Annotated in this window: 18 protein-coding genes and 2 pseudogenes; 15 read left to right on the plus strand and 5 right to left on the minus strand. The window is 66.7% G+C overall.

Annotated elements, in window-relative coordinates; translation table 11 throughout:
* The first annotated feature begins 57 nt into the window (after positions 1–57).
* From mptB to AC5Y4D_RS07355, 4 genes are all read left to right on the plus strand, one after another.
* Positions 58–1,767 (plus strand): polyprenol phosphomannose-dependent alpha 1,6 mannosyltransferase MptB, encoded by a 1,710-nt coding sequence (gene mptB, locus AC5Y4D_RS07340; protein ID WP_500036866.1) that lies wholly within the window; start codon positions 58–60, stop codon positions 1,765–1,767.
* Positions 1,764–2,705, plus strand: a complete 942-nt coding sequence (locus tag AC5Y4D_RS07345) for an ABC transporter ATP-binding protein (protein ID WP_500036867.1) — start codon at positions 1,764–1,766, stop codon at positions 2,703–2,705. Before mptB ends, AC5Y4D_RS07345 begins: the two co-directional genes overlap by 4 nt.
* Complete coding sequence (locus AC5Y4D_RS07350) at positions 2,702–3,478, plus strand: ABC transporter permease (RefSeq protein WP_500036868.1); 777 nt, start codon at positions 2,702–2,704, stop codon at positions 3,476–3,478. Before AC5Y4D_RS07345 ends, AC5Y4D_RS07350 begins: the two co-directional genes overlap by 4 nt.
* Positions 3,479–3,565: 87 nt before the next feature.
* Positions 3,566–4,579 (plus strand): COX15/CtaA family protein, encoded by a 1,014-nt coding sequence (locus AC5Y4D_RS07355; protein WP_500036909.1) that lies wholly within the window; start codon positions 3,566–3,568, stop codon positions 4,577–4,579.
* A gap of 486 nt (positions 4,580–5,065) precedes the next feature.
* On the opposite strand, the pseudogene AC5Y4D_RS07360 reads toward AC5Y4D_RS07355, so the two are convergent.
* Positions 5,066–5,245, minus strand: a pseudogene (locus AC5Y4D_RS07360) (DcsG N-terminal domain-containing protein); the annotation flags it as partial.
* A 20-nt stretch (positions 5,246–5,265) separates the two neighbouring features.
* Here AC5Y4D_RS07360 and AC5Y4D_RS07365 point away from each other — a divergent pair.
* Positions 5,266–6,243 (plus strand): quinone oxidoreductase family protein, encoded by a 978-nt coding sequence (locus AC5Y4D_RS07365; protein WP_500036869.1) that lies wholly within the window; start codon positions 5,266–5,268, stop codon positions 6,241–6,243.
* A gap of 73 nt (positions 6,244–6,316) precedes the next feature.
* On the opposite strand, the gene AC5Y4D_RS07370 is transcribed toward AC5Y4D_RS07365, so the two are convergent.
* Positions 6,317–7,255, minus strand: a complete 939-nt coding sequence (locus tag AC5Y4D_RS07370; protein WP_500036870.1) for a heme o synthase — start codon at positions 7,253–7,255, stop codon at positions 6,317–6,319.
* 243 nt (positions 7,256–7,498) lie between these two features.
* Between AC5Y4D_RS07370 and tkt the strand changes: the two genes are divergently transcribed.
* The 7 genes from tkt to AC5Y4D_RS07405 all read left to right on the plus strand — a co-directional run bounded on the left by tkt (position 7,499) and on the right by AC5Y4D_RS07405 (position 15,155).
* Positions 7,499–9,589, plus strand: a complete 2,091-nt coding sequence (gene tkt, locus AC5Y4D_RS07375; protein ID WP_500036871.1) for a transketolase — start codon at positions 7,499–7,501, stop codon at positions 9,587–9,589.
* Between the two features lie 16 nt (positions 9,590–9,605).
* Positions 9,606–10,724 carry a transaldolase gene (tal, locus tag AC5Y4D_RS07380; RefSeq protein WP_500036872.1) on the plus strand — a complete coding sequence of 373 codons (1,119 nt, stop codon included), beginning with the start codon at positions 9,606–9,608 and terminating at the stop codon, positions 10,722–10,724.
* Entirely contained in the window at positions 10,721–12,262 is a 1,542-nt protein-coding gene (gene zwf / locus AC5Y4D_RS07385; protein WP_500036873.1) for a glucose-6-phosphate dehydrogenase, read from the plus strand. The genes tal and zwf overlap by 4 nt, the downstream gene beginning before the upstream one ends.
* Before the next feature lie 52 nt (positions 12,263–12,314).
* Entirely contained in the window at positions 12,315–13,226 is a 912-nt protein-coding gene (gene opcA, locus AC5Y4D_RS07390; RefSeq protein WP_500036874.1) for a glucose-6-phosphate dehydrogenase assembly protein OpcA, read from the plus strand.
* Positions 13,223–13,969: a 6-phosphogluconolactonase gene (pgl, locus tag AC5Y4D_RS07395; RefSeq protein WP_500036875.1), complete on the plus strand. Its 747-nt coding sequence runs from the start codon at positions 13,223–13,225 to the stop codon at positions 13,967–13,969. Before opcA ends, pgl begins: the two co-directional genes overlap by 4 nt.
* 25 nt (positions 13,970–13,994) lie before the next feature.
* Positions 13,995–14,393 (plus strand): plant Invertase/pectin methylesterase inhibitor family protein, encoded by a 399-nt coding sequence (locus AC5Y4D_RS07400; protein WP_499944534.1) that lies wholly within the window; start codon positions 13,995–13,997, stop codon positions 14,391–14,393.
* 93 nt (positions 14,394–14,486) lie between these two features.
* Positions 14,487–15,155 (plus strand): TetR/AcrR family transcriptional regulator, encoded by a 669-nt coding sequence (locus tag AC5Y4D_RS07405; protein ID WP_500036876.1) that lies wholly within the window; start codon positions 14,487–14,489, stop codon positions 15,153–15,155.
* 40 nt (positions 15,156–15,195) lie between these two features.
* On the opposite strand, the gene ppc is transcribed toward AC5Y4D_RS07405, so the two are convergent.
* Positions 15,196–18,003 carry a phosphoenolpyruvate carboxylase gene (ppc, locus tag AC5Y4D_RS07410; protein ID WP_500036877.1) on the minus strand — a complete coding sequence of 936 codons (2,808 nt, stop codon included), beginning with the start codon at positions 18,001–18,003 and terminating at the stop codon, positions 15,196–15,198.
* A gap of 117 nt (positions 18,004–18,120) precedes the next feature.
* Here ppc and AC5Y4D_RS07415 point away from each other — a divergent pair, with 117 nt between their 5' ends.
* Entirely contained in the window at positions 18,121–19,209 is a 1,089-nt protein-coding gene (locus AC5Y4D_RS07415; protein ID WP_499944531.1) for a S1C family serine protease, read from the plus strand.
* Positions 19,210–19,256: 47 nt separating this feature from the next.
* Positions 19,257–19,490, plus strand: a complete 234-nt coding sequence (secG, locus tag AC5Y4D_RS07420; RefSeq protein WP_499944530.1) for a preprotein translocase subunit SecG — start codon at positions 19,257–19,259, stop codon at positions 19,488–19,490.
* A gap of 243 nt (positions 19,491–19,733) precedes the next feature.
* Here secG and AC5Y4D_RS07425 read toward each other — a convergent pair whose 3' ends face one another.
* Together AC5Y4D_RS07425 and AC5Y4D_RS07430 are read right to left on the minus strand one after the other, a co-directional pair.
* Entirely contained in the window at positions 19,734–20,999 is a 1,266-nt protein-coding gene (locus AC5Y4D_RS07425) for a putative bifunctional diguanylate cyclase/phosphodiesterase (protein ID WP_500036910.1), read from the minus strand.
* A gap of 9 nt (positions 21,000–21,008) precedes the next feature.
* Positions 21,009–21,494, minus strand: a pseudogene (locus AC5Y4D_RS07430) (PAS domain-containing protein); the annotation flags it as partial.
* A 282-nt stretch (positions 21,495–21,776) separates the two neighbouring features.
* Here AC5Y4D_RS07430 and AC5Y4D_RS07435 point away from each other — a divergent pair.
* The gene (locus tag AC5Y4D_RS07435; RefSeq protein WP_500036878.1) at positions 21,777–23,270 is read left to right on the plus strand and encodes a hypothetical protein; all 1,494 of its coding nucleotides are present in this window, start codon (positions 21,777–21,779) and stop codon (positions 23,268–23,270) included.
* Positions 23,271–23,284: the final 14 nt, after the last annotated feature.

A 23,284-nucleotide genomic window follows, 5' to 3' on the forward strand; every position in this document is an offset into this window, starting at 1 on the left:
GCTCCTCCACGGGCCGCATCCAACAGCCCGCGTCGTCGCCGGGGCTACGCTGCTCGCATGGCAGGCCGCCACCACACGTTGAGCTCGTCGATCGCCGCGCTGCACGGCGACGAGCAGACCGTCGGCAAGCCACTCAACGCCACCGAACTGTCCGCACTCAAACGCACCCGGCTGTTCGGTGCCACGGGCACCGTCCTGATGGCGATCGGAGCGCTGGGTGACGGCGCCAGACCGGTCGTGCAGGACCCCACTTTCGGGGTTCGGCTGCTCAATCTGCCTTCCCGCATCCAGACGGTCTCGCTGACGATGACCACCACCGGTGCGGTGATGATGGCACTCGCCTGGCTGATGCTGGGCCGGTTCGCCTCCGGTAAGCGGCGAATGTCGCGTGGCGAGTTGGACCGCACCCTGGTGTTGTGGATGCTGCCGCTGCTCATCGCTCCGCCGATGTACAGCAAGGACGTCTACTCCTACCTGGCGCAGAGCCAGATCTCGTTGGAAGGACTGGACCCATACCGGGTGGGGCCTGCCTCCGGGCTGGGCCTGGGCCACGTGTTCACCCTGTCGGTGCCCAGCCTGTGGCGCGAGACGCCGGCGCCCTACGGTCCGCTGTTCCTGTGGATCGGACGCGGCATCTCGTCGCTGACCGGGGAGAACATCGTCGCAGCCGTGCTCTGTCACCGGTTGGTGGTGCTGCTGGGTGTGGCGCTGATCGTGTGGGCGACGCCACGGCTGGCGCGGCGCTGCGGGGTGGCCGAAGTCAGCGCGTTGTGGCTGGGCGCGGCCAACCCGCTGCTGTTCATGCACCTGGTCGCCGGCATCCACAACGAGGCCCTGATGCTGGGGCTGATGCTGACCGGCGCCGAATTCGCGCTGCGTGGCCTGGACGCCGACCGCCTCAAACCCGCGTCGTGGCGGTTAGGACCGGACTGGGAGCCGCTGGGGATGCTGGTCGGCGGGTCGATCCTGATCGTGCTGTCCTCTCAGGTGAAATTGCCGTCGCTGCTGGCGCTGGGTTTTGTCACCGGGGCGCTGGCCTACCGGTGGGGCGGCACCCTCAAGGCGCTGCTGGTGGCGAGCTCTGCGATGGCGGGGTTGGCGCTGGCCGTGATGGGGCTCGTCGGCTCGGCCAGCGGGCTCGGATTCGGTTGGATCTACACCCTGGGCACCGCGAACGTGGTGCGCAGCTGGATGTCGCCGCCCACGCTGCTGGCGCTGGGCACCGGGCAGGTCGGCATCCTGTTGGGCCTGGGCGATCACACCACCGCGATCCTGTCGCTGACCCGTGGGATCGGCGTGTTGCTGATCATGGTGATCGTCTGCTGGCTGCTGCTGGCCGTCTTCCGCGGCAGGTTGCACCCGATCGGCGGACTGGGCGTGGCGCTGGGCCTGACGGTGCTGCTGTTTCCCGTCGTGCAGCCGTGGTATCTGCTGTGGGCGATCATCCCGCTGGCCGCCTGGGCGACCCGCACCGGCTTTCGGGCCGCCGCGATCGCCATCACGTTGGTCGTCGGCATCTTCGGACCCACCGCCAACGGCGACCGTTTCGCGCTGTTCCAGATCGTCGACGCGACGCTGGCCAGCGCTTTCATCGTGGTGTTGCTCATTTCGCTGACCTATCACCGGCTGCCGTGGCGACCGCTGCCGGATGAGGACGAAGACCGCGCACCCTCGCCCGAAGTCGCCGAGACTGTGGGGAGTCCAACCACCTCAAACCGGCCCTCGGAAGCAGCCACGACGCCCGACGCCTACGCTGATTCCACGTGAGCTCAGTCCCCCAAGACCGCGAAATTGTTTTGCGGCTACGCGGGGTGTCCAAAAGGTACGGGTCCGTCCAGGCGGTATCAGGTCTCGATCTGGACGTGCATGCCGCCGAGGTGTTCGCGCTGTTGGGTCCCAACGGCGCCGGTAAGACGACCACCGTCGAGATGTGCGAGGGCTTCGTGCGCGCGGATGGCGGCACCATCGAGGTGTTGGGACTGGACCCGATCGCCGACAACGCGCGGCTGCGGCCCCGCATCGGGGTGATGTTGCAGGGCGGCGGCGGCTACCCGGCAGCGCGGGCCGGCGAGATGCTGGAACTGGTGGCTTCCTACGCCGCCGACCCGCTGAACCCGGCCTGGCTGCTGGACATCCTGGGCCTGACCGAAGCCGCCCGCACCACCTACAAGCGGCTTTCCGGCGGGCAGCAGCAACGACTCGCGCTGGCCTGCGCCCTGGTCGGCCGACCCGAATTGGTGTTTCTCGACGAACCCACCGCCGGGATGGACGCGCACGCGCGGCTGCTGGTGTGGGAATTGATCGACGCGCTGCGCCGCGACGGGGTCACCGTGGTGTTGACCACCCATCAGCTCAAGGAGGCCGAGGAACTGGCCGACCGGCTGGTGATCATCGACCACGGCGAAACGGTCGCATCCGGTACCCCGGCCGAACTGATGCGCAGCGGCGCGAAGAACCAGCTGCGGTTCAGTGCGCCGCCGCGACTCGATCTTTCGTTGCTGTCCTCGGCGCTGCCCGAGGACTACCAGGCCAGCGAGCTGTCCCCCGGCGAGTACCTGGTGGCCGGCCCGGTCGGACCCCAGGTGCTGGCGACGGTCACGTCCTGGTGCGCCCAGATCGACGTGCTGGCCACCGACATGCGCGTCGAACAACGCAGCCTCGAGGACGTTTTCCTGGACCTGACCGGCAGGAGGTTGCGGTCATGAGTGCTGATGCGTTCCCGGTCGGCACCTTCACCCCGGACCCGCGGCCCAGCCCCGTGTCCCGGATGCTGGCCGCGCAGTCGAATCTGGAGGCCAAGCTGCTGTTGCGCAACGGCGAGCAGTTGTTGTTGACGATGTTCATCCCGATCACGCTGCTCGTCGGGCTCACGCTGCTGCCGTTGGGTTCCTTCGGTCCGCGCCGCGCCGACGTGTTCGTGCCGGCCATCATGGCGCTCGCCGTCATCTCCACCGCGTTCACCGGGCAGGCGATCGCGGTCGGCTTCGACCGCCGTTACGGCGCGCTGAAGCGGCTCGGAGCGACCCCGCTGCCGGTGTGGGGCATCATCGCCGGCAAGTCGCTGGCCGTGGTCTTCACCGTGCTCTTGCAGTCAATCATCTTGGGCGGCATAGGTTTTGCGGTCGGATGGCGACCGGCACCGGCGGCGCTGGCACTGGGCGCGGTGGTGATCGGGCTGGGCACCTCGGCCTTCGCCGCGTTGGGCCTGCTGCTCGGCGGAACGTTGCGGGCCGAGATCGTGCTGGCGCTGGCGAACCTGTTGTGGTTCGTCTTCGCCGGGTTCGGCGCGCTGACCCTCGAGACGGACGTCGTCCCGACGGCGATCAAGTGGGCGGCGCGGGTGACACCGTCCGGGGCATTGACCGAGGCGCTGTCGCAGGCGATGAGCCTGCGGGTGGACTGGTTCGGTATCGCGGTCCTGGCCGCCTGGGGCGCCGTGGCCGCGGTGGCGGCGCGGCGGTGGTTCCGCTTCACCTGAGTGGGCCTGCAACCCGGAGCCGCTTCTACTACGTGACGTAGTTGTCGATACGATCGGGCGGTGGCTGTCGGACAAGCGTTGCTCCGGGTGGTGGACAAGCTGCCCGAGCCGAGTCTGCGTGTCCAGCGGCTGATCGCGGCCGCGGTGATCTTGACCCAGGGCGGCATCGCCGTCACGGGTGCGATTGTTCGGGTCACCGCGTCGGGCCTGGGCTGCCCCACCTGGCCGCAGTGCTTCCCGGGCAGCTTCACCCCCGTCGCGCACGCCGAGGTCCCCCGCATCCACCAGGCCGTCGAATTCGGCAACCGGATGGTCACCTTTGCCGTGGTCGTCACCGCCGCGCTGGCCGTGCTGGCCGTCACCAGGGCTCGTCGGCGCCGTGAGGTGCTGTTCTACGCCTGGCTGATGCCGGCCTCGACGGTCGTGCAGGCCGTCATCGGCGGCATCACCGTACGGACCGGATTGCTGTGGTGGACGGTGGCGATCCATCTGCTGGCGTCGATGACGATGGTGTGGTTGTCGGTGCTGCTCTTCGTCAAGGTCGGCGAACCCGACGACGGCGAGGCGCATCACCCGGTTGCCAAGCCGCTGCGCATGCTCACCGTGCTCAGCGCTGTGAATCTGGCCGCGGTGCTGGTCACCGGCACGCTGGTGACCGCGGCCGGCCCGCACGCCGGCGACAAGAGCCCCAGCCGCACCGTGCCGCGACTCGAGATCGAGATCACCACCCTGGTGCACCTGCACTCGTCGTTGCTGGTGTCCTACCTGTCGCTGTTGGTGGGCCTGGGCTTCGGACTGGCGGCGCTACACGCGGGCCGGGCCACCATGCGGCGGCTCGGCGTGCTGCTGGCGCTGGTCTTCGCCCAGGCCGCCGTGGGTACCGCCCAGTTCTACAACGGAGTGCCCGCGGTGCTGGTCGCTATCCACGTCGCCGGTGCGGCGGCATGCACCGCGGCCACCGCGGCGTTATGGGCGTCGATGCGAGAACGGGCCCAAACCGAGGCGCTCGCAGGCCGATTCGACGGCCAGCGCGAATTCCCGTTGGGCCAGGTCGCGGGTGCGGACGTCCAGCCGCAGCCAGCCCAGCGGCGGGTCGATTAGCTGCAATTCCAGGACCCGGTCGCCGACCAGATGGACCCGCCCGTAGAGCAAGTCCCCGGGCGCGACGTCCAGAGCGGCGGCACCGACATCCCAGAGTCCGAAGTCGGCCTCCCCGTGGTGTAGGCCGTTGTCCCTGGTGATGAACGCATGCGAGGGTTTGCCGCCGACGAAGATCAGCACTGTTTCCGGCCCCGAAGCGGACTGCACGAAGACGGTCTCGGGTTGCTCGGCGAGGTAGGTGGTCGCCTCGGCGGGATCGCTGAATCGCCGCGTCCCGCTGCCGACGGCGGGGCCGACGAACACGTGGCCGTCGCTGGGCACGGTCGCGCCGGGCGCCCATTGCGAACCCGGCACGGTCGGCACGCCCTGGTGCGCCAGATCGTCCAGGTAGCGCCGGTCGGCGTTCCATGCGACGACGGCGGGCGGGTTGAGCAGGTTCTGCACGCGGACCGTCCAGGCCAGAAACTCGTCCAGGCGCTCCGCGTAGTCCGGGGTGTCGCGCAGGATCACCAGATGCGCATCGGCGACGTCCGGGTCGTCCCAGGACAACCACCGGGCGTGCAAGCCGCGTTGTCGGAGCGCGGCCGCCAGACCCGCGTCGTCACCGTGCCGGCGACCCGCCAGCACGATGCGCGGATGGAAGACGTCCGGTCGGGCTAGTTTCATGCCCGGGCATGATATCTCTCATGCGCGCGATCGAAGTCGGCGAAACCGGTGGCCCCGAAGTTCTGAACTACACCGAACTGCCCCAGCCCGAGCCCGGTCAGGGTGAGCTGCTGATCGAGTCCGAAATTATCGGCGTCAACTTCATCGACACCTACTTCCGCTCCGGCCAGTACCCGCGTCCACTGCCCTTCGTGCTCGGGTCCGAGGTGTGCGGGACGGTGGTCGACCTGGGCCCGGGCGCGGGAGACGGCATCGCGGTGGGCGACCGGGTGGTGAGCGCGTCGGCCAACGGTGGTTACGCCGAATTCTGTACTGCGCCAGCCTCTTTGACGGCGAAGGTGCCCGACGGGATCGCCTCTGATGTCGCCGCGTCGGTCTTGCTCAAGGGGCTGACCGCGCAGTACCTGGTGAAGTCGGTGTACCCGGTGCAAAGCGGAGACACCGTGCTGGTGCATGCCGGCGCGGGGGGTGTGGGACTGATCCTGACCCAGTGGGCCACCGCGCTGGGCGCGCGGGTGATCACCACGGTGTCGACCCCGGAAAAGGAGCGGTTGTCGCGGGAGGCGGGCGCGGCCGAAGTGCTCCCCTACCCCGAGGACGCCGACGCATTCGGCCGCCAAGTGCGCGAACTCACCGACGGCGCGGGCGCGGCCGCGGTGTACGACGGCGTGGGCGCGAGCACCTTCGACGCGAGCCTGGCCAGCTTGGCCGTGCGCGGGACGCTGGCATTGTTCGGGGCCGCCAGCGGTCCCGTGCCGCCGTTCGACCCACAGCGCCTCAACTACGCCGGGTCGGTGTATCTGACTCGGCCGTCGCTGGCCCACTTCATCCGCACCGGACCGGAGTTCAGTCGGCGCGCCGCCGAACTGTTCGACGTGATCGGCAGCGGTGCGGTCCGGGTCACGGTCGGCGGGAGCTATCCGCTGGCCGAGGCCGCGCGTGCGCACACCGACCTACAGGGCCGCAAGACCAGCGGCTCGATCGTGCTGCTGCCCTGAGCGTCGAGCGTCCCCAAAATGCCAGGATTGTCGGGTTTCGGCGTACATTTGGGCGCCCTCGCGGAAGGAAAAATCAGAACAGCGTGGGCAGCGCGATCACCGAGTCGACGGCAAGCGCACAGAACACCAGCGCGAGGTAGTTGTTCGACTGCAGGAACAGCCGCAGCGGCTTGATCTCATCGCCACCGCGCACCCCCGAGTACAACTGGTGGGCCATCGCCAGGAACCACACCCCGGCCACCACGGCGACCCCCGCGTAGAGCCAGCCGGCGGCCAGCGCCAGCGCCAGCGTCGCCAGCACCGTCAGCCAGGTGTAGATCAGGATCTGCTTGGTGACCTGACGCTCGGTCGCCACGGCCGGCAACATCGGCACCCCGGCGACTTTGTAGTCCTCCTTGTACCGCATCGCCAGCGCCCAGGTGTGCGGCGGCGTCCAGAAGAAGATCACCGCGAACATCGCCAGCGCCGGCCAACCGATGGTGCCGGTGACCGCCGACCAGCCGATCATCACCGGCATGCAGCCGGCCGCCCCGCCCCACACCACGTTTTGCGAGGTGCGCCGCTTGAGCAGCAGCGTGTAGATGAACACGTAGAACGCGATGGTGGCCACGGCCAGCAGACCCGAAAGCAGGTTGGTGGTCCACCAGAGCCAGAAGAACGAGCCCACGCTCAGCGCCAACCCGAAAATCAGGGCATGAAGGGTCGGCACCGCGGCCCGGGCCAGCGGCCGTCGCGCGGTCCGCTTCATCACCTTGTCGATGTCGGCGTCGGCCACGCAGTTCAGCGTGTTGGCGCCGCCGGCGGCCATGATCCCGCCGACCAGCGTGTTGAGGATCAGCAGCGGGTCGACGGTGCCGCGGTGCGCCAGCAGCATCGCCGGTATCGCGGTGACCAGCAGCAACTCGATCACACGCGGCTTGGTCAACGCCAGATAGGCCAGCATGGTGCCGGTTACCCGTCCCCGTAACCGGCTTGATGTCCGGCCGGGCGCGACATGCCCGCGAACGCTCACGCATTAACTCCTCGGTGAAATCGCAGCCGCGCGCAGCTTCTACTACGCACGATGGTAGACCGCGCACGCCCGACCACTGGCCCGCAGGGTCGGTTCGGCCGCTTTTGCCCCCGACGCGATATTTTCACAGAGGTCCCACCCGGGTACACCCAAATCTGGGACCTGCAACGACCCACGATCCCGCACTAGGGTGGGATTGATCAGTTTGACCACACCGGCCTGTGCACTGAACTGAGGAATGAATTGACCACTACCGAAGAGATCTCCGCCCTTACCCAAGCGCACCACCCCGACGATTGGACCGAGATCGATTCGGCCGCGGTCGACACGATCCGCGTGCTGGCCGCCGATGCCGTTCAGAAGGTCGGTAACGGGCATCCCGGGACGGCGATGAGCCTGGCTCCGCTGGCTTACACGCTGTTTCAGCGGGCCATGCGGCACGATCCCAGCGACGTCCACTGGCTGGGCCGCGATCGGTTCGTGTTGTCGGCCGGACACAGCAGCCTGACCCTCTACCTGCAGCTTTACCTGGGCGGATTCGGTCTGGAACTGGACGACATCGAGGCGCTGCGCACCTGGAAGTCCAAGACACCGGGGCACCCGGAGTTCCGGCACACCAAGGGCGTGGAGATCACCACCGGCCCGCTCGGTCAGGGGTTGGCCTCCGCGGTCGGCATGGCGATGGCAGCGCGCTACGAGCGCGGCCTGTTCGACCCGGACGCCGAACCAGGCACCAGCCCGTTCGACCACTTCATCTACGTGATCGCCTCCGACGGCGACATCGAAGAAGGGGTGACCTCGGAAGCCTCGTCGCTGGCCGGAGTCCAGCAGCTGGGCAACCTGATCGTCTTCTACGACCGCAACGAGATCTCCATCGAGGACGACACCAACATCGCGCTCAGCGAGGACACCGCCGCCCGCTACCGCGCCTACGGCTGGCACGTGCAGGAAGTCGAGGGCGGCGAGAACGTCGTCGGCATCGAAGAAGCCATCGCCAACGCCAAGGCCGAGACCGGCCGGCCGTCGTTCATCTCGCTGCGCACCATCATCGGCTTCCCGGCACCCAACCTGATGAACACCGGCAAGGCGCACGGCGCGGCGCTCGGCGACGACGAAGTAGCCGAGGTCAAGAAGATCCTCGGTTTCGACCCGGAGAAGAACTTCGAGGTCCGCGACGAGGTGATCGCCCACACCCGCAAGCTGGTGGACCGCGGCAAGGAAGCCCACGAGAAGTGGCAGACCGACTTCGATTCCTGGGCGGAGCGCGAACCCGAGCGCAAGGCGCTGCTGGACCGGCTCACCGCGCAGGAGATGCCCGACGGCTGGGACGACGATCTGCCGCACTGGGATGCCGGTGACGACGACATCGCCACTCGCAAAGCCTCCAACGAGGTGCTGAACAAGGTCGGACCGAAGCTGCCGGAGTTGTGGGGCGGTTCGGCCGACCTGGCGGGCAGCAACAACACCACCATTGATGGCGCCAAATCCTTTGGGCCGCCGTCGATCTCGACCAAGGACTACGACGCGGACTGGTACGGCAGGACGCTGCATTTCGGGGTCCGCGAGCACGCGATGGGATCGATCCTGTCCGGCATCGTGCTGCACGGGCCGACCCGGGCCTACGGCGGCACGTTCCTGCAGTTCTCCGACTACATGCGCCCGGCGGTGCGACTGGCGTCGCTGATGGACATCGACACCATCTACGTGTGGACGCACGACTCGGTCGGCCTGGGTGAGGACGGCCCGACCCACCAGCCGATCGAGCACCTGTCGGCGCTGCGCGCCATCCCGAACCTGTCGGTGGTGCGCCCCGCCGACGCCAACGAGACCGCGTACGCGTGGCGCACCGTGTTGGCGCGGGGCAACGGCAGCGGCCCGGTGGGATTGATACTGACCCGGCAGAACGTCCCGATCCTGGAAGGCACCAGCGCCGACGGGGTCGCCCGGGGCGGTTATGTGGTCGGCGACCCGGGCGACGAGGAACCGGACGTCGTCCTCATCGGCACCGGTTCGGAGGTGCAGCTCGCCGTGGCTGCCCAGAAATTGTTGGCGGACAAGGACATTCTCGCCCGGGTGGTGTCGATGCCGTGTGTGGAGTGGTTCGAGTCCCAGCCGCAGGACTACCGCGACAGCGTGCTGCCGCCGACGGTCTCGGCCCGGGTGGCGGTCGAAGCCGGAGTCGCGCAGTCCTGGCACAAGCTGGTCGGTGACACCGGCAAGATCGTGTCGATCGAGCACTACGGCGAGTCCGCTGACTACAAGACGTTGTTCCGTGAGTACGGCTTCACAGCGGAAGCCGTCGCTGCCGCCGCGGAAGAAGCGCTCGATAACTGAGAAAAGGTGATTGAAGATGACCCAGAATCCAAACCTCGCCGCACTGAGCGACGCAGGGGTGTCGGTGTGGCTGGACGATCTGTCGCGGGACCGGATCAAGTCCGGGAACCTGCAGGAACTGATCGACACCAAGAGTGTCGTCGGGGTGACGACCAACCCGTCCATCTTCCAGAAGGCATTGGCGGACAGCGACACCTACAACGACCAGATCTCCGAACTGGCCGAGCGCGGCGCCGACGTCGACGCCACCATCCGCACCGTGACCACCGACGACGTGCGCAACGCCTGCGACGTGCTGAGGCCGCAGTGGGAGGCCTCTGACGGTGTCGACGGGCGGGTGTCCATTGAGGTGGACCCGAGGCTGGCGCACGAAACCGACAAGACCACCCAGCAGGCGATCGAGTTGTGGAAGATCGTCGACCGGCCCAACCTGCTGATCAAGATTCCGGCCACCGAAGCGGGCATTCCCGCGATCGCCGCGACGCTGGCCGAAGGCATCTCGGTCAACGTCACGCTGATCTTCTCGGTCGAGCGCTACCGCGCGGTGATGGGCGCCTACCTGGACGGACTGGAGAAGGCCAGGCAGGCTGGCCACGACCTGTCCAAGATCCACTCTGTCGCATCGTTTTTCGTGTCCCGGGTGGACACCGAAGTGGACAAGCGGCTGGAGAAGATCGACTCCGAAGACGCGCGCAAGTTGCTCGGTCAGGCCGCGGTTGCCAACGCGCGGTTGGCCTACGCGGCGTACCAGGAGGTGTTCGAGGGCGGTGAGCGTTTCGAGGCGCTCAAGTCCGACGGCGCCCGGGTGCAGCGCCCGCTGTGGGCATCCACCGGAGTCAAGAACGAGGACTACTCCGACACGCTCTACGTCACCGAGCTGGTCGCCCCCAAGACGGTGAACACCATGCCGGAGAAGACGATTGACGCCGTCGCCGACCACGGGGAGGTGAAGGGCGACACGGTCACCGGCACCGCCTCCGAGGCGCAGCAGGTGTTCGACAAGCTCGACGAGATCGGGATCGACCTCGACGACGTCTTCGTCGTGCTGGAGAACGAAGGTGTGGAGAAGTTCGAGGATTCCTGGAAGGAACTGCTCGAGGAGACGCAGAAGCAGCTGGACTCCGCCGACAAATGACCCGCTCCGAAGCCGCGCAATGGCAGAACCCGTTGCGCGACAAGCGGGACAAACGGCTCCCCCGCATCGCCGGTCCGTGCGGCATGGTGATCTTCGGGGTCACCGGCGACCTGGCCCGCAAGAAGGTGATGCCGGCGATCTACGACCTGGCCAACCGCGGCCTGCTGCCGCCGACCTTCTCTCTGGTCGGTTTCGCGCGCCGCGAATGGAGCCACCAGGATTTCGGTGACGTCGTGTACAAGGCCGTCAAGGAACACTGTCGCACCCCCTTCCGGCAGGAGAACTGGGACCGTCTTTCCGAGGGATTCCGGTTCGTCCCTGGGACTTTCGACGACGACGACGCCTTCGCGCGCCTGGCCGAGACCCTGGAGAAGCTGGACGCCGATCGGGGCACCGGCGGCAATCACGCGTTCTACCTGGCGATCCCGCCCAAATCGTTTCCGGTGGTGTGCGATCAACTGCACAAGTCCGGACTGGCCCGCCCGCACGGTGACCAGTGGAGCCGGGTGGTGATCGAGAAGCCGTTCGGCCACGACCTGGAAAGCGCGCAGGACCTCAACAAGTCGGTCAACGCGGTCTTCCCCGAGGAGGCGGTCTTCCGCATCGACCATTACCTCGGCAAGGAGACGGTGCAGAACATCCTGGCGCTGCGCTTCGCCAACCAGTTGTTCGACCCGATCTGGAATGCGCACTATGTGGACCATGTGCAGATCACGATGGCCGAAGACATCGGATTGGGCGGTCGCGCAGGCTATTACGACGGCATCGGCGCCGCCCGCGACGTGATCCAGAATCACCTGATGCAACTGCTCGCGCTGACCGCGATGGAAGAGCCGGTCAGCTTCACCCCGCAGTCGTTGCAGACGGAGAAGATCAAGGTGCTCTCGGCGGTACGGCTGGCCGAACCCCTCGACGAGACCACCAGCCGCGGCCAGTACACCGCCGGGTGGCAGGGCGGGGAACGGGTGGTCGGCCTGCTCGAGGAGGAGGGGTTCGCCAAAGACTCCACCACCGAGACCTTCGCCGCGATCACCCTCGAGGTCGATACCCGCCGCTGGGCGGGGGTGCCGTTCTACCTACGCACCGGAAAGCGCCTCGGCCGCAGGGTCACCGAGATAGCCCTGGTGTTCAAGCGCGCCCCGCATCTGCCGTTCGACGCCACCATGACCGACGAGCTCGGAGCCAACGCCATGGTCATCAGGGTGCAGCCCGACGAGGGCATCACCCTGCGGTTCGGGTCCAAAGTCCCTGACACCGCAATGGAAGTCCGCGACGTCAACATGGACTTCTCCTACGGTTCGGCTTTCGCCGAAGAGTCACCCGAGGCCTACGAGCGGCTCATCCTCGACGTGCTGCTCGGTGAGCCGTCGCTGTTCCCGGTCAACGAAGAGGTCGAATTGGCCTGGCAGATACTCGATCCGGTGCTCGACAACTGGGCAGCCCACGGCAAACCCGATCCTTATGAGGCCGGCACCTGGGGTCCGGATTCGGCGTTCGAGATGCTGCGCCGCACCGGCCGGGAATGGCGGCGGCCGTGATCCGCGCCGCGACGATGCAGGCACCACCGGCTCGCGGAGGGAAGCGGCGCAGATGATCGTCGACGTACCGGAAACCACCACGACCGCGATCAACAAGAAGCTGGACCAGCTTCGCGAAGAGGCCGGCATCGTCACGATGGGCCGGGTTCTGACACTGATCATCGCGCCCGACAGCGACGCCGTACTGGAAGAGTCCATCCAGGCCGCCAACGACGCCAGCCACGAACACCCCAGCCGGATCATCGTGGCCATGCGCGGAGACCCGTACGCGGACAAGCCACGCTTGGATGCCGAGATCCGGGTGGGTCGCGACGCGGGTGCCGGTGAGGTGTTGATCCTGCGTCTGTCCGGTGCGTTGTCCGGTCACGCCGACAGCGTCGTCGTCCCCTTCCTGTTGCCCGACATCCCGGTGGTGGCCTGGTGGCCCGACATCGCCCCGGCAGTGCCGGCTCGAGACCCATTGGGCAAGTTGGCGATTCGTCGCATCACCGACGCCACCAACGGTGCCGACCCGTTGTCGGCGATCAAGAGCCGGCTGGCCGGATACACCGCCGGGGACACCGATCTGGCGTGGAGCCGCATCACCTACTGGCGAGCGCTGCTGACCTCAGCCGTCGATCTGCCGCCGCACGAACCGATCGAATCGGCGCTGATCTCCGGGTTACGTACCGAACCCGCGCTCGATGTGCTGGCCGGCTGGCTCGCCAGCCGCATCGACGGTCCGGTGCGCCGTGAGGTCGGCGACCTCAAGGTGGAACTGGTGCGTGACAGCGAGACGATCTCGCTCAGCCGCCCGCAGGACGGAACGACCGCAACCCTGAGCCGCACCGCCAAGCCCGACGCACTGGTCCCGTTGCCGCGCAGGGTGACCGGGGAATGTCTGGCCGAAGACCTGCGCCGACTCGACGCCGACGAGATCTATCTGTCGGCACTGGAGGGCATCAAGAAAGTGCAGTACGCATGAGCACCGAAATCCAGACGTTTGCCGACGGCGACAAGCTCGTCGAAGCCGCCGGCGAGCGGCTGATCAAAGTCGTGCAGGACTCGGTAGCGGCGCGCGGTCAGGCCCTGATCGTGCTGACCGGCGGCGGCAACGGGATCGGGCTGCTGCGCTATCTGGCGACCCGGGACGGACAGATCGACTGGTCGAAGGTGCACGTCTTCTGGGGCGACGAGCGCTACGTCGCCGAGGACGACGACGAACGCAACGAGAAACAGGCCCGCGAGGCGCTCCTCGACCACGTCGGGATCCCGGCCAGCCAGGTGCACCCGATGGCCGCCGGCGACGGCGAATTCGGTTCCGACATCGACGCCGCCGCCCTGGCCTACGAGCAGATCCTGGCCGCCAACGCCACCGACGGAGAACCGGCACCCACCTTCGACGTCCACCTGCTGGGAATGGGACCCGAGGGCCACGTCAACTCGCTGTTCCCGGACACTCCGGCGGTGCGCGAGACCAACCGCATGGTGGTCGCGGTCGAAGACTGCCCCAAGCCGCCGCCGCTGCGAATCACGTTGACGTTGCCCGCAATTCAGCGTTCCCGCGAGGTCTGGCTGATGGTGTCGGGGGAAGGCAAAGCCGACGCGGTGGCGACGGCGATCGGCGGTGCCGAACCGGTGTCGCTGCCGGCCGCCGGGGCCGTCGGTCGCGAGGCTACGCTGTGGCTACTCGACGAGGGCGCCGCGAGCAAACTCTCCCGAGGGTAGGAAGCTGACTGGCCAGCTGGTAATAATGACCAACATGGCAGACAGAAGCGGTGGCCGCCCGCCCGCTAGGCAAAGGGTGAAGACGCTTACCCAAGCGGCGTTGAATGCCGACAAGACTGTAGAGCAGGTGGAGGATGTCCTCGACGGGCTCAGCAGTTCCCTCGAGCAACTCAACACGTCGCTGGAGGCGCTCAACACCACCGTGGAACGGATGGAAGACGCCCTCAACCATCTGGACCGCACCCTGTCCAGCCTCGACGATCTGGCGAAACGCCTGCTGGGAGTGCTGCAGCCGGTGGAAGCCATTCTCGAGCGGATGGACAACATCGTCAGCTGGGGCGAGACGATGATGACGCCGATCAACGCGACCGAGCACGTGATGCGCGGGGTGCTGGACCGGCTGCGGAATCGCACCGTCCACTAGAACGTGATGATTCTGCGCTGAGTCAACGACTCAAGTCGCAGGCGACAGCACCCTTTATGATCCGGATATGTCTGCAGAAGCGGCTGGGTAGCGATGCGTAGCCACGGGTGGTCAGGCGATACCCCGGCATCTGACGAAGAAGCGATCAGCCGAATCCTCGACGCAGCCGAACAATTGCTCGTCGAACGCGGTCCTTCGCTGCGCATCGCCGATGTGGCGCGAAAACTCGGCGTGACGCGCCAGACCGTGTATCGCTATTTCCCCAATGCCGAACAGCTCATCCTGACCACCTCCATGCGCTCCGGCGACGGATTCCTGGAGCGACTGGCCGCGCGCGTGCGCGGATTGACCGAACCGGTCGACGCGATCGTCGAAGGCATGGCATTCGCCGTGGAGACGCTGGCCGACGACCAGCGGATCAACTTCATCCTGACGAACCGGCCGGGCGGCAAGGTCACCACCTCGCTGGCCTCCGACACCGCGTTGACGTTCAGTCGCTCCATGTTGCATAGGTTCGACGTCGATTGGGAGGCACACGGTTTCGACGAAGCGGCGCTGGACGAACTTTCCGAGTTCAGCATCCGCGTGTTGTATTCGTTTCTCACCGAACGTGATTCGCGCGGTCCGGCTGAATTGCGCCGCTTCCTGGCCCGCTGGGTCGGGCCGGCGATCGCCTATCCGCGCCTGGCCGCGGCCGTCGAACCGATCAACACCAAAATGGAAGTCACTGCGCGCCGAGCCCGCCGCCGCACCGCGTCGTGAGCACCTTGTTCAGTCTGACGCTCCGGGGTGAGCCGCCGTTTCAGCCGCTGTTCCGTAGCGCGCTGGCCAAACCGTTCATCGTCAGCAGGATTCCGCGCTGCACGAATTCGTTGTCCTCACCCGAGCGGTAGCGCCGGAGCAGTTCCACCTGAAGGTGATTGAGCGGCTCGAGATACGGAAACCGGTTGAACACCGAACGCGCCAGCGCGGCGTTGTCGGCCAACAGGTCGTCCTGGCCGGTGATGCGCTTGTACATCGCGATGGTCCGGCGATGCTCGTCGACGATCTTGTCGAACACCCTGCGCCGCAACGCTTCGTCGTCCACCAACTCCGAATACCGGGCGGCCAGCCCGAGATCGCTCTTGGCCAGCACCTGCGCCATGTTGGACAGCACACTGCTGAAGAACGGCCACCGTTCATACAGTTCGTGCAGCACCGCAAGCCGGTCCTCTTCGCTTTCCGGCCCGGCGCCGATCCACTGCTCGAAGGCCGTGCCGGTGCCGTACCAGCCGGGCAGCATCACCCGCGACTGACTCCAAGCCAGTACCCACGGGATGGCGCGGAGGTCGGCGATGGACTCGGTGGGTTTGCGCGAGCTGGGCCGGCTGCCGATGTTCAGCGAACCGATCTCCCCGACCGGCGTGGACGCCTTGAAGTATTCGACGAAACCCTCTGTGTCGTGCACCAATTCGGCGTATGCCCGCTTCGCCAGGTCGGCTATCTCGTCCATCACTGCGTAGGCGGGCTCGGCGCGGTCACCGAGCCCCTCGACGTCGAGCAGCGTGGACTCCAGGGTCGCGGCCACCAAGCTCTCCAGATTGCGCCGGGCGGTACGGGGTTCGGCGTATTTGGCCGCGATCACCTCGCCCTGCTCGGTGAGCCGCAGCGACCCGTTCACCGCCCCCGGCGGCTGCGCCAGGATGGCCTGGTAGCTCGGGCCCCCACCGCGGCCCACCGTGCCGCCGCGACCGTGGAAGAGCCGCAACCGGATTCCGTTGTCGCGGGCCGTTTCGACCAAGGCCAGCTCGGCACGGTAGACGGCCCAGTTGGCGGCCATGTATCCGCCGTCTTTGTTGGAGTCGGAGTAGCCCAGCATCACCTCCTGCTCGTCGCCGCGGGCCGCCACCATGGCCCGGTAGAGTGGGAGTTCCAGCATCGACTGCAGCACCGACGCGCCGTTGTGCAGGTCGTCGATCGTCTCGAACAGCGGGGAGATACCCACCGGGCAGTACGGTTCGTCACCCGAAGCGTCCAGCAGGCCAACTTCTTTGAGCAGGATCGCCGGCTCCAGCATGTCCGACACCGACCGGCACATGGAGATGACGTAATTGGGAACCGATGCGGGGCCGTAGGTTTGGACGGCGTGCCTGGCGGCGCCGACGATCTCCAGTTCGCTGCGCGCGAGATCGGACAGTTGCGTCCGGTCCCCCACCAAAGGACGCCGGGTGCCCAGTTCGGTCACCAGCAATTCCACCCGCTCTTCTTCCGGGAGCGAGGCGTAGTCGGGGTGCACTCCGCCCCAGGCCAGCAGTTCGGCCACCACCTCCTCGTGCACGTCTGAGTTCTGCCGCAGATCCAATCCGCTGAGGTGAAATCCGAATACGTGCACGGCTTCTCGCAGCAGCGCCAGCCGGTCGTCGGCCAGCACCGCACTGCCGTGGCGGCGCAGCGAAGCATCGACGATGTCCAGATCGGCACGCAACTCGGCAGGCGCGTCGTAGGCCGGTAGGCCCAGGTCGAGCAGGTGCGGTGGCTCCCGGTCCAAGATCTGGACGGCGGTGGCGCTCAACCGGGAGCGGATCACCCGCAACGCCCGCCGGTAGGGCTCGTCGTCGCGGGCCTTGTCCTCGCACCCGCCGGCGAGTTCGGCGAGTTCGGGTGTCACCGTGAGCAATCGCGAGGACATCGACAGTTCCTGCTCGAGGTGGTCGAGTTCGGCCAGGTAATGAGCCAGTGCGGTGTAAGCGGCGCTGCCGGTGGCAAGCCGCACCACCTCGCCGGTGACGTTGGGGTTGCCGTCGCGGTCGCCGCCGATCCAGGAGCCCGGCCGCAGGATCGGCCCGGACAACAGCTCGGCGTCCGGCCAGCGGGCCCGCAGCGCCGCCCTGACCTCGGCGTTCACCTTCGGGATGACCTCGAAGAACGAGGCCGGGTAATACCGCAAACCCACGGCGATCTCGTCGCTGATCTGCAACCGGGACAACCGGATGATGGCGGTCTGCCACAGCGTGAGGATCTCGCGGCGCAATTCGAGTTCGATGCTGCGCCCGCTGTCGGTCTCGGTGTGTCCTTCCGCGTGTAGCCGCATCAGTTCGGTGATCCGGTGTTGGGTGACGAAGACGGTGCGCCGGCGGGTCTCGGTGGGATGGGCGGTGATCACCGGAGCCACCAGCGCCCCCCGCAGCGCGTCGGCCACCGTCTGCGAATCGAGTTGAGCCTCTTCGAGTTTCAGATAGGTCGCCGCCAGGCTGCTGTCCTGCGGCGGCTCCCCGGCGGCGACGTGGACGCTACGGCGACGTTCGCGGTGGATGTCTTCGGCCACGTTGGCCAACAACGCGAAGTGGGTGAACGCGCGGATGACGGGCAGGGCCTGGTGAATGTCGATGCCGTCGAACATTTGCGACACCTCGGCGCGGTCGATTTCCGAGCGTCGCACCCGGAAGGATTCCACCCGGGCCCGCTCCACGAGGTCGAAGATCTCTTCGCCGTTCTGCTCGCGCACGGTGTCACCGAGGATGGCGCCCAGCAGCCTGATGTCGGCGCGCATCGGCTCGGTCGCCTCGCGACCCAACGCGGTCCGATGGACGTCGCCGATCGGCTCTAAAGCGGTGTCTGAGACCTCGACCATGCGTCCAAGTATCGGTGCCGGCTGTCGACTCGGCCATTTGGCGCGGAGTTTAGCCAGCTCGGGCCTGGGTAAAGGACGCCAACCGTCGCTTTGACCCAGTAACCAAAGGAACCAGACATGCTTTCGACCAATGGGCGTCACCCAGCAGGGGCGCTGCGCGCGCGGATCAGCCGCTACCTGCTGATGCTCGTCCTGGTTCTCACCACCGCCGGACTCACTACCGCCACACCCGAGGCTTCCGCCGACGTGTCGTCGGGCGGGCGACCGCACGACGGCATCAAGACGGCACCGAGCCTCGTCGTCGACACCACCCGCGTCGAGCCGGGCGTCGTGCGGATCGATACCAACATCCCGTTCGAACGGGCGACCGGCACCGGCACCGGGATCGTGCTGAGCCCGGACGGCGTCGTGCTGACCAACAACCACGTCATCCGGGGCGCCACGGACATCACGGTGACCAACGTGGGCAACGGGCAGGCCTACGCGGCCGACGTGCTCGGGTACGACCGCAAGAGTGACATCGCCGTCCTGCAACTGCGCGGTGCGGCCGGCTTGCCCGTCGCTCCCACCACGGATTCCTCGAGCGTGCGAGTCGGCGACCCGGTGACCGCGGTCGGATTCCCCGAGGGCGGCGGATTGACCCCGGCGGGCGGGGCTGTCCGGGCGCTCGGCCAGAGCATCGTCGCCAACGATCGAACCACCGGCAGCAGCGAGCAACTCAGCGACCTCATCGAGTTCGGCGCCAACGTCCGGCCCGGCAATTCCGGCGGCCCCCTGGTCGACCGCAACGGCCAGGTCGTCGGAATCGTCACCGCCGCCTCGGAGACCTACCAGATGGTCAGCACCGGCGGCTTTGCCATCCCGCTCAATCGCGCGCTGGGGATCGCCGACGCCGTCCGCTCCGGCACGCCTGCCGGGTCGATCCATGTCGGCCCGACGGCCATCCTCGGTGTGGCGGTCAGCAACAGCCGCGGCGGGGGCGTCCCCGTCGAAGGCGTCCTGCGCGGCTCACCCGCCGAGGCGGCGGGCCTGGACGGCGGCGACGTCATCACGGCGATCGACGGCACGCAGGTGCCCGACGCAACCGTCCTCACCGACGTGCTGGACCGGCGTCGTCCCGACGAAACCGTGATGGTCACCTACCTGGACGGCGGGCAGGTCAGTCGCACCGTGCCGGTGACGCTGGTGGTTGGTCCGCCCAACTGAGCCTGGCGGTCGCGGCCCGTCCGGCCACGTTCGGTAGGCTGCCCGTTATGGAGTTGGCCCTGCAGATCACCCTGGTGGTCACCAGCGTGCTGGTCGTGTTGCTGGTGCTGCTGCACCGCGCCAAGGGCGGCGGCCTGTCGACACTGTTCGGTGGCGGAGTGCAGTCCAGCCTGTCCGGTTCGACCGTCGTCGAGAAGAACCTGGACCGGTTGACGCTGTTCATCACCGGAATCTGGCTGGTGTCGATCATCGGCATGGCGCTGCTGATCAAATACAAGTGAGCTAGCGGCAACCGCTCGCCGAGTGTGTTGCCGCTGCGAAAATCAGGCCCCCATTGTCAAGTGGTCAAGACAACATGGCGTGGTGGTGAGCGCCGAGCGTGTCGCTGTTGCGAAATTTCGGCCTGGATTTGGCAACGGTTACACGTTCGGCGAAGGGGGCCACAGGCAGGTTCGCCGAGTGTGTTGCGGCTGCGAAAATCGGGCCGGATATTCGCAGTAGCGACACGTTCGCGGCGCCGCCGCTCAGCGTCCGAACAATTCGTCGGCGGGCATCGGCCTGGCGAAGTGCCAGCCTTGCGCGGCGTCGCAGCCGAAGGCCCGCAACCGGGCGGCCTGACTGGCGGTCTCGACTTGCTCCGCGGTGACGCTGAGGCCCAGCGTGTGAGCCAGGTCGATCATCGCCCGGGTGATCTGCTCGTCGGCCAGCCTGCCGTGGATGTTGCCACCGATGTTCTTGATGAACTCACCGGCCAGCTTGACCACGTCCACCGGCAGGTTGCGCAGGTAGGCCAGGCTGGAGAAGCCGGTGCCGAAGTCGTCGATGGCGATCGCCACGCCCATCGCCGACAGCTGCTGCAACCGCGTCACCGACGTCTCGTCTTTGCCGAGGATCGCATTCTCGGTCAGTTCCAGCTGCAACGCGTGTGACGGCAGCCCGCTGTCCTGCACGGCATTCTTGACCACCGAGATGAAGCCGGCAGCGCAGATGCTGCGCACGGAGACGTTGACACTGACGAACGGCAACGGGTCGGCGGTGACGCCCGCATGCCAGGCACGCAGGTCGCGGCAGGCTTGTTCGACGACGAACGTGGTGAGCGGCACGATCATCCCGTTCCGCTCGGCCAGATTGATGAATCGCTCGGGAAGCAGCGTGCCCAGCGTGGGGTGCGCCCACCGCAGCAGGGCCTCGGCGCCGATGATGGCGTTGTCGGACAGCCGCACGATCGGCTGGTACAGGAGGAAGAACTCACCGCGGTCCAGCGCCTTGTAGATCGGGGTGTTGTCGTGGTCGCGGTCATACAGCGCCCATCGGTTGCGGCCGGCCTGCTTGGCCCGCGCCAGCGTGATGTCGGCTCCCTTCATCAGGTCGACCTGGGACATCTCGGAGACTTCCTGCTCCATGACGCCCACGCTGGCGGAGATGTTGATCAGGTGCCCGTCGATGTCGAAGGGCGACTCCAGGACCCGCAGCACCGAGTCGGCCAGCTCGGTGACCTCGTTGGTGCCACTGGGTTCTGGTACGAAGAACACGAATTCGTCGCCGCCCAGCCGCGCGACCATCTGTTCAGATCGCTGCAGGCACAACGAAAGTCGGTCGGCGACCTTGACCAGGACCTTGTCGCCGATGTCGTGGCCCAGGGTGTCGTTGACATCCTTGAAGCAGTCCAGGTCGATGTAGCAGATCCCGACCCGCGAATGCGGATTGTCGAACGCGGCACCGAGACGCTCGAAGAACTGCACCCGGTTCGGCAGACCGGTGAGCGGATCGAAGAGAGCCTGGTGGCGCAGTTGCTGTTCGAGCTGGTGACGATCGGTGACGTCCTCGAACATCGCCACGGTGTGGATGGGGACGCCGTTGGCGTCCCGGACCAGCGAGACGTTGACGCTGTTCCATATGGTGTGTCCGTCGCGATGCAGGTGCGGTTTCTCCAGGCTGACCCGGTCGACGTCACCGCGCATCAACGCCGCGTACTGCTGCCAGGTCTCCGAGGTGTCGTCCGGGTGGTTGAGGTCGGTGATGTGCAGTTTGACGAATTCTTCGACCTCGTAACCGAACATGCGGGCAAATGCGGTGTTGACCACCAGGATCTTGCCGGCCATGTCGGAGAGGCCGACCCCGATTCCGGCCTGCGCGAACACGGCGCGTAACAGCTCGGCATCGCGGCCGCTCGCGCGTCCGGCGAGCATCGACTCGAGCGCGCAGTTTTCGTCAGGTGTCGGCTGGCTGGTCTCGGCGGGCACATCGCCCGCGGAATCTTCGCGCCTGTCGTCGTGGTCGATCATCACCACCGAGTCCACCTCCTCCCCCGGGTTGCTACCGAGAAAGCCAGATCAGCGCTGCCCGCTGCACAGCTACTTTCTCATGCAACACATAGAAATGGGCGAATTGGGGTAAACAGAATCGACGAGTTCCCGCCGCGTTCGCGGGTGACTCCTGTCCGATGTTCGGCTCGCGTTGCGCGGACGTACAATTGCCGCACCTTTTGCGAAAGGTCCGCGGCGCGTAGCGGTTCAACAATCGGTGGATGAAGTCAGCGAAGGAATGACCTCGCAATGAAACATGTGATGCGTCTGCGGGATGCAGGGCAACAAGCGGTCAGAGGACACGCGTTCTTCGACTGGCTGACCAGCGATCGGGTCCCAGCCCAGGACCGGTTGTCCATCGGTCCGGCGGGCGCACTGTTCATCATGCAGTTCCGGGACATGAACCGGTGGGTGCTGCGGTTCCCCGAGCCGCACACCGAATACGAATGGGTGATCAATCTCGGCACCCTGGAAGACGAGAAGCATTCCAAGATGTTTCTCGAGGATTGGCGCAAGCTCGAATTGGACACACGCTTGGGCTGGCGCACCAGCGACACGCTGTGGTGGTTGTTTCTGTCTCCGGATCAGGAACCGTTCCGCCGCAGTGGAATCGAGTTCATCAGGCTGGTCGTCGACGACGGTGACGATGCGTTGATCCGGTTCGGGCACTCCGAGGCCGGAGAAGCGACGGGTCACGTCATGCTCAGCAATACGGCCCGGGTCGCGGCCACGCTGTCGAGCAAAACCGGACTGGAATACCGCTATTTCGGCCCGTACCACCTGGATTTGGAGTCGGGGCACGTCGGGAATACCGAAGGCATCTTCGAAACGGTCTCGCTGGACCCTGGGCGCCGCGAGCGTGCGGCCGAGGCCTGCCAGCGCATGTTCGGCATCTTCGACGACATCTTCGACGGATTCCTGCATTACGCGAACGCCTACCTCGACAACGGCACCGTCCCGCGTCGTCCGGAACCGCCCGCGCTGGCCCGCGACGACTGGACAGCACCCGCGCTGGTCGTCGCCCCCCGTGACGACCGCGACGCCGAGCTGGTGTCCTACATCGAAGAGCACAAGAACAAATTGCGCGCGCACCCGTTCTACGACTGGCTGCGCAGCGACCAACACGGTCCCGCGGACAAACTTCGTCAATTCATCCCGATGTGGGTGATGGACATCCTCGGCTACCGCGACCTGACCAAATACGCGATGACGTTCGACGAACCGTCGTCCGCGGCGCAGCATGAGGTCAACGCGTGGGCTTCGCGACTGTCCGAGCACAGCCAGCTCTTCTTGTCGGACTGGGATGCGCTCGGACTCGACGACCTACTCGACCACACCGCCAGTGACGCGCTGGAGTGGCTGTTCTTCGATCCAGACATGGACGTGCACCGGCAGAACATGATCGAGTTCGCCAAAATCGCTCTGCAACAAGAAGATCCGGTACTGCGTTGGTGGATGCTGGTGGCGCTGGAATCGACCGGCGAAGAATTCTTCGCCCAGACGCGCCCGCTGGCGTTGGCGGCGGAAAGCGAGACCGGCGGCCGGTTGGACTATCTGGCCGGCCGGCATGACCCGCCGACCGGATCGGACGGGGACAGTGTCGTCATCAGCGCGCCCGGGCCGCTCACCAGCGAGCAGTTGCAGCTCGCGAAATCCATTGCGGACCACGTGTTCGACTCGATGCAGCGCCAATTGTGGCGATCGCACGCCATAGTCCGGGCCGGGAAATACGGCAGGCTGACCGCGCACCGGTAGGGCGGGTCCCGCTG

Source organism: Mycobacterium sp. NGS67 (assembly GCF_059812185.1).

What these genes read in the sequence shown, in the direction of transcription:
- mptB (WP_500036866.1), top strand. Translation starts at nt 58, where the DNA reads ATGGCAGGCCGCCACCACACGTTGAGCTCGTCGATCGCCGCGCTGCAC.
- AC5Y4D_RS07350 (WP_500036868.1), top strand. Translation starts at nt 2,702, where the DNA reads ATGAGTGCTGATGCGTTCCCGGTCGGCACCTTCACCCCGGACCCGCGG.
- AC5Y4D_RS07365 (WP_500036869.1), top strand. Translation starts at nt 5,266, where the DNA reads ATGCGCGCGATCGAAGTCGGCGAAACCGGTGGCCCCGAAGTTCTGAAC.
- tal (WP_500036872.1), top strand. Translation starts at nt 9,606, where the DNA reads ATGACCCAGAATCCAAACCTCGCCGCACTGAGCGACGCAGGGGTGTCG.
- zwf (WP_500036873.1), top strand. Translation starts at nt 10,721, where the DNA reads ATGACCCGCTCCGAAGCCGCGCAATGGCAGAACCCGTTGCGCGACAAG.
- opcA (WP_500036874.1), top strand. Translation starts at nt 12,315, where the DNA reads ATGATCGTCGACGTACCGGAAACCACCACGACCGCGATCAACAAGAAG.
- pgl (WP_500036875.1), top strand. Translation starts at nt 13,223, where the DNA reads ATGAGCACCGAAATCCAGACGTTTGCCGACGGCGACAAGCTCGTCGAA.
- AC5Y4D_RS07400 (WP_499944534.1), top strand. Translation starts at nt 13,995, where the DNA reads ATGACCAACATGGCAGACAGAAGCGGTGGCCGCCCGCCCGCTAGGCAA.
- AC5Y4D_RS07405 (WP_500036876.1), top strand. Translation starts at nt 14,487, where the DNA reads ATGCGTAGCCACGGGTGGTCAGGCGATACCCCGGCATCTGACGAAGAA.
- ppc (WP_500036877.1), bottom strand. Translation starts at nt 18,003, where the DNA reads ATGGTCGAGGTCTCAGACACCGCTTTAGAGCCGATCGGCGACGTCCAT.
- AC5Y4D_RS07415 (WP_499944531.1), top strand. Translation starts at nt 18,121, where the DNA reads ATGCTTTCGACCAATGGGCGTCACCCAGCAGGGGCGCTGCGCGCGCGG.
- secG (WP_499944530.1), top strand. Translation starts at nt 19,257, where the DNA reads ATGGAGTTGGCCCTGCAGATCACCCTGGTGGTCACCAGCGTGCTGGTC.
- AC5Y4D_RS07435 (WP_500036878.1), top strand. Translation starts at nt 21,777, where the DNA reads ATGCGTCTGCGGGATGCAGGGCAACAAGCGGTCAGAGGACACGCGTTC.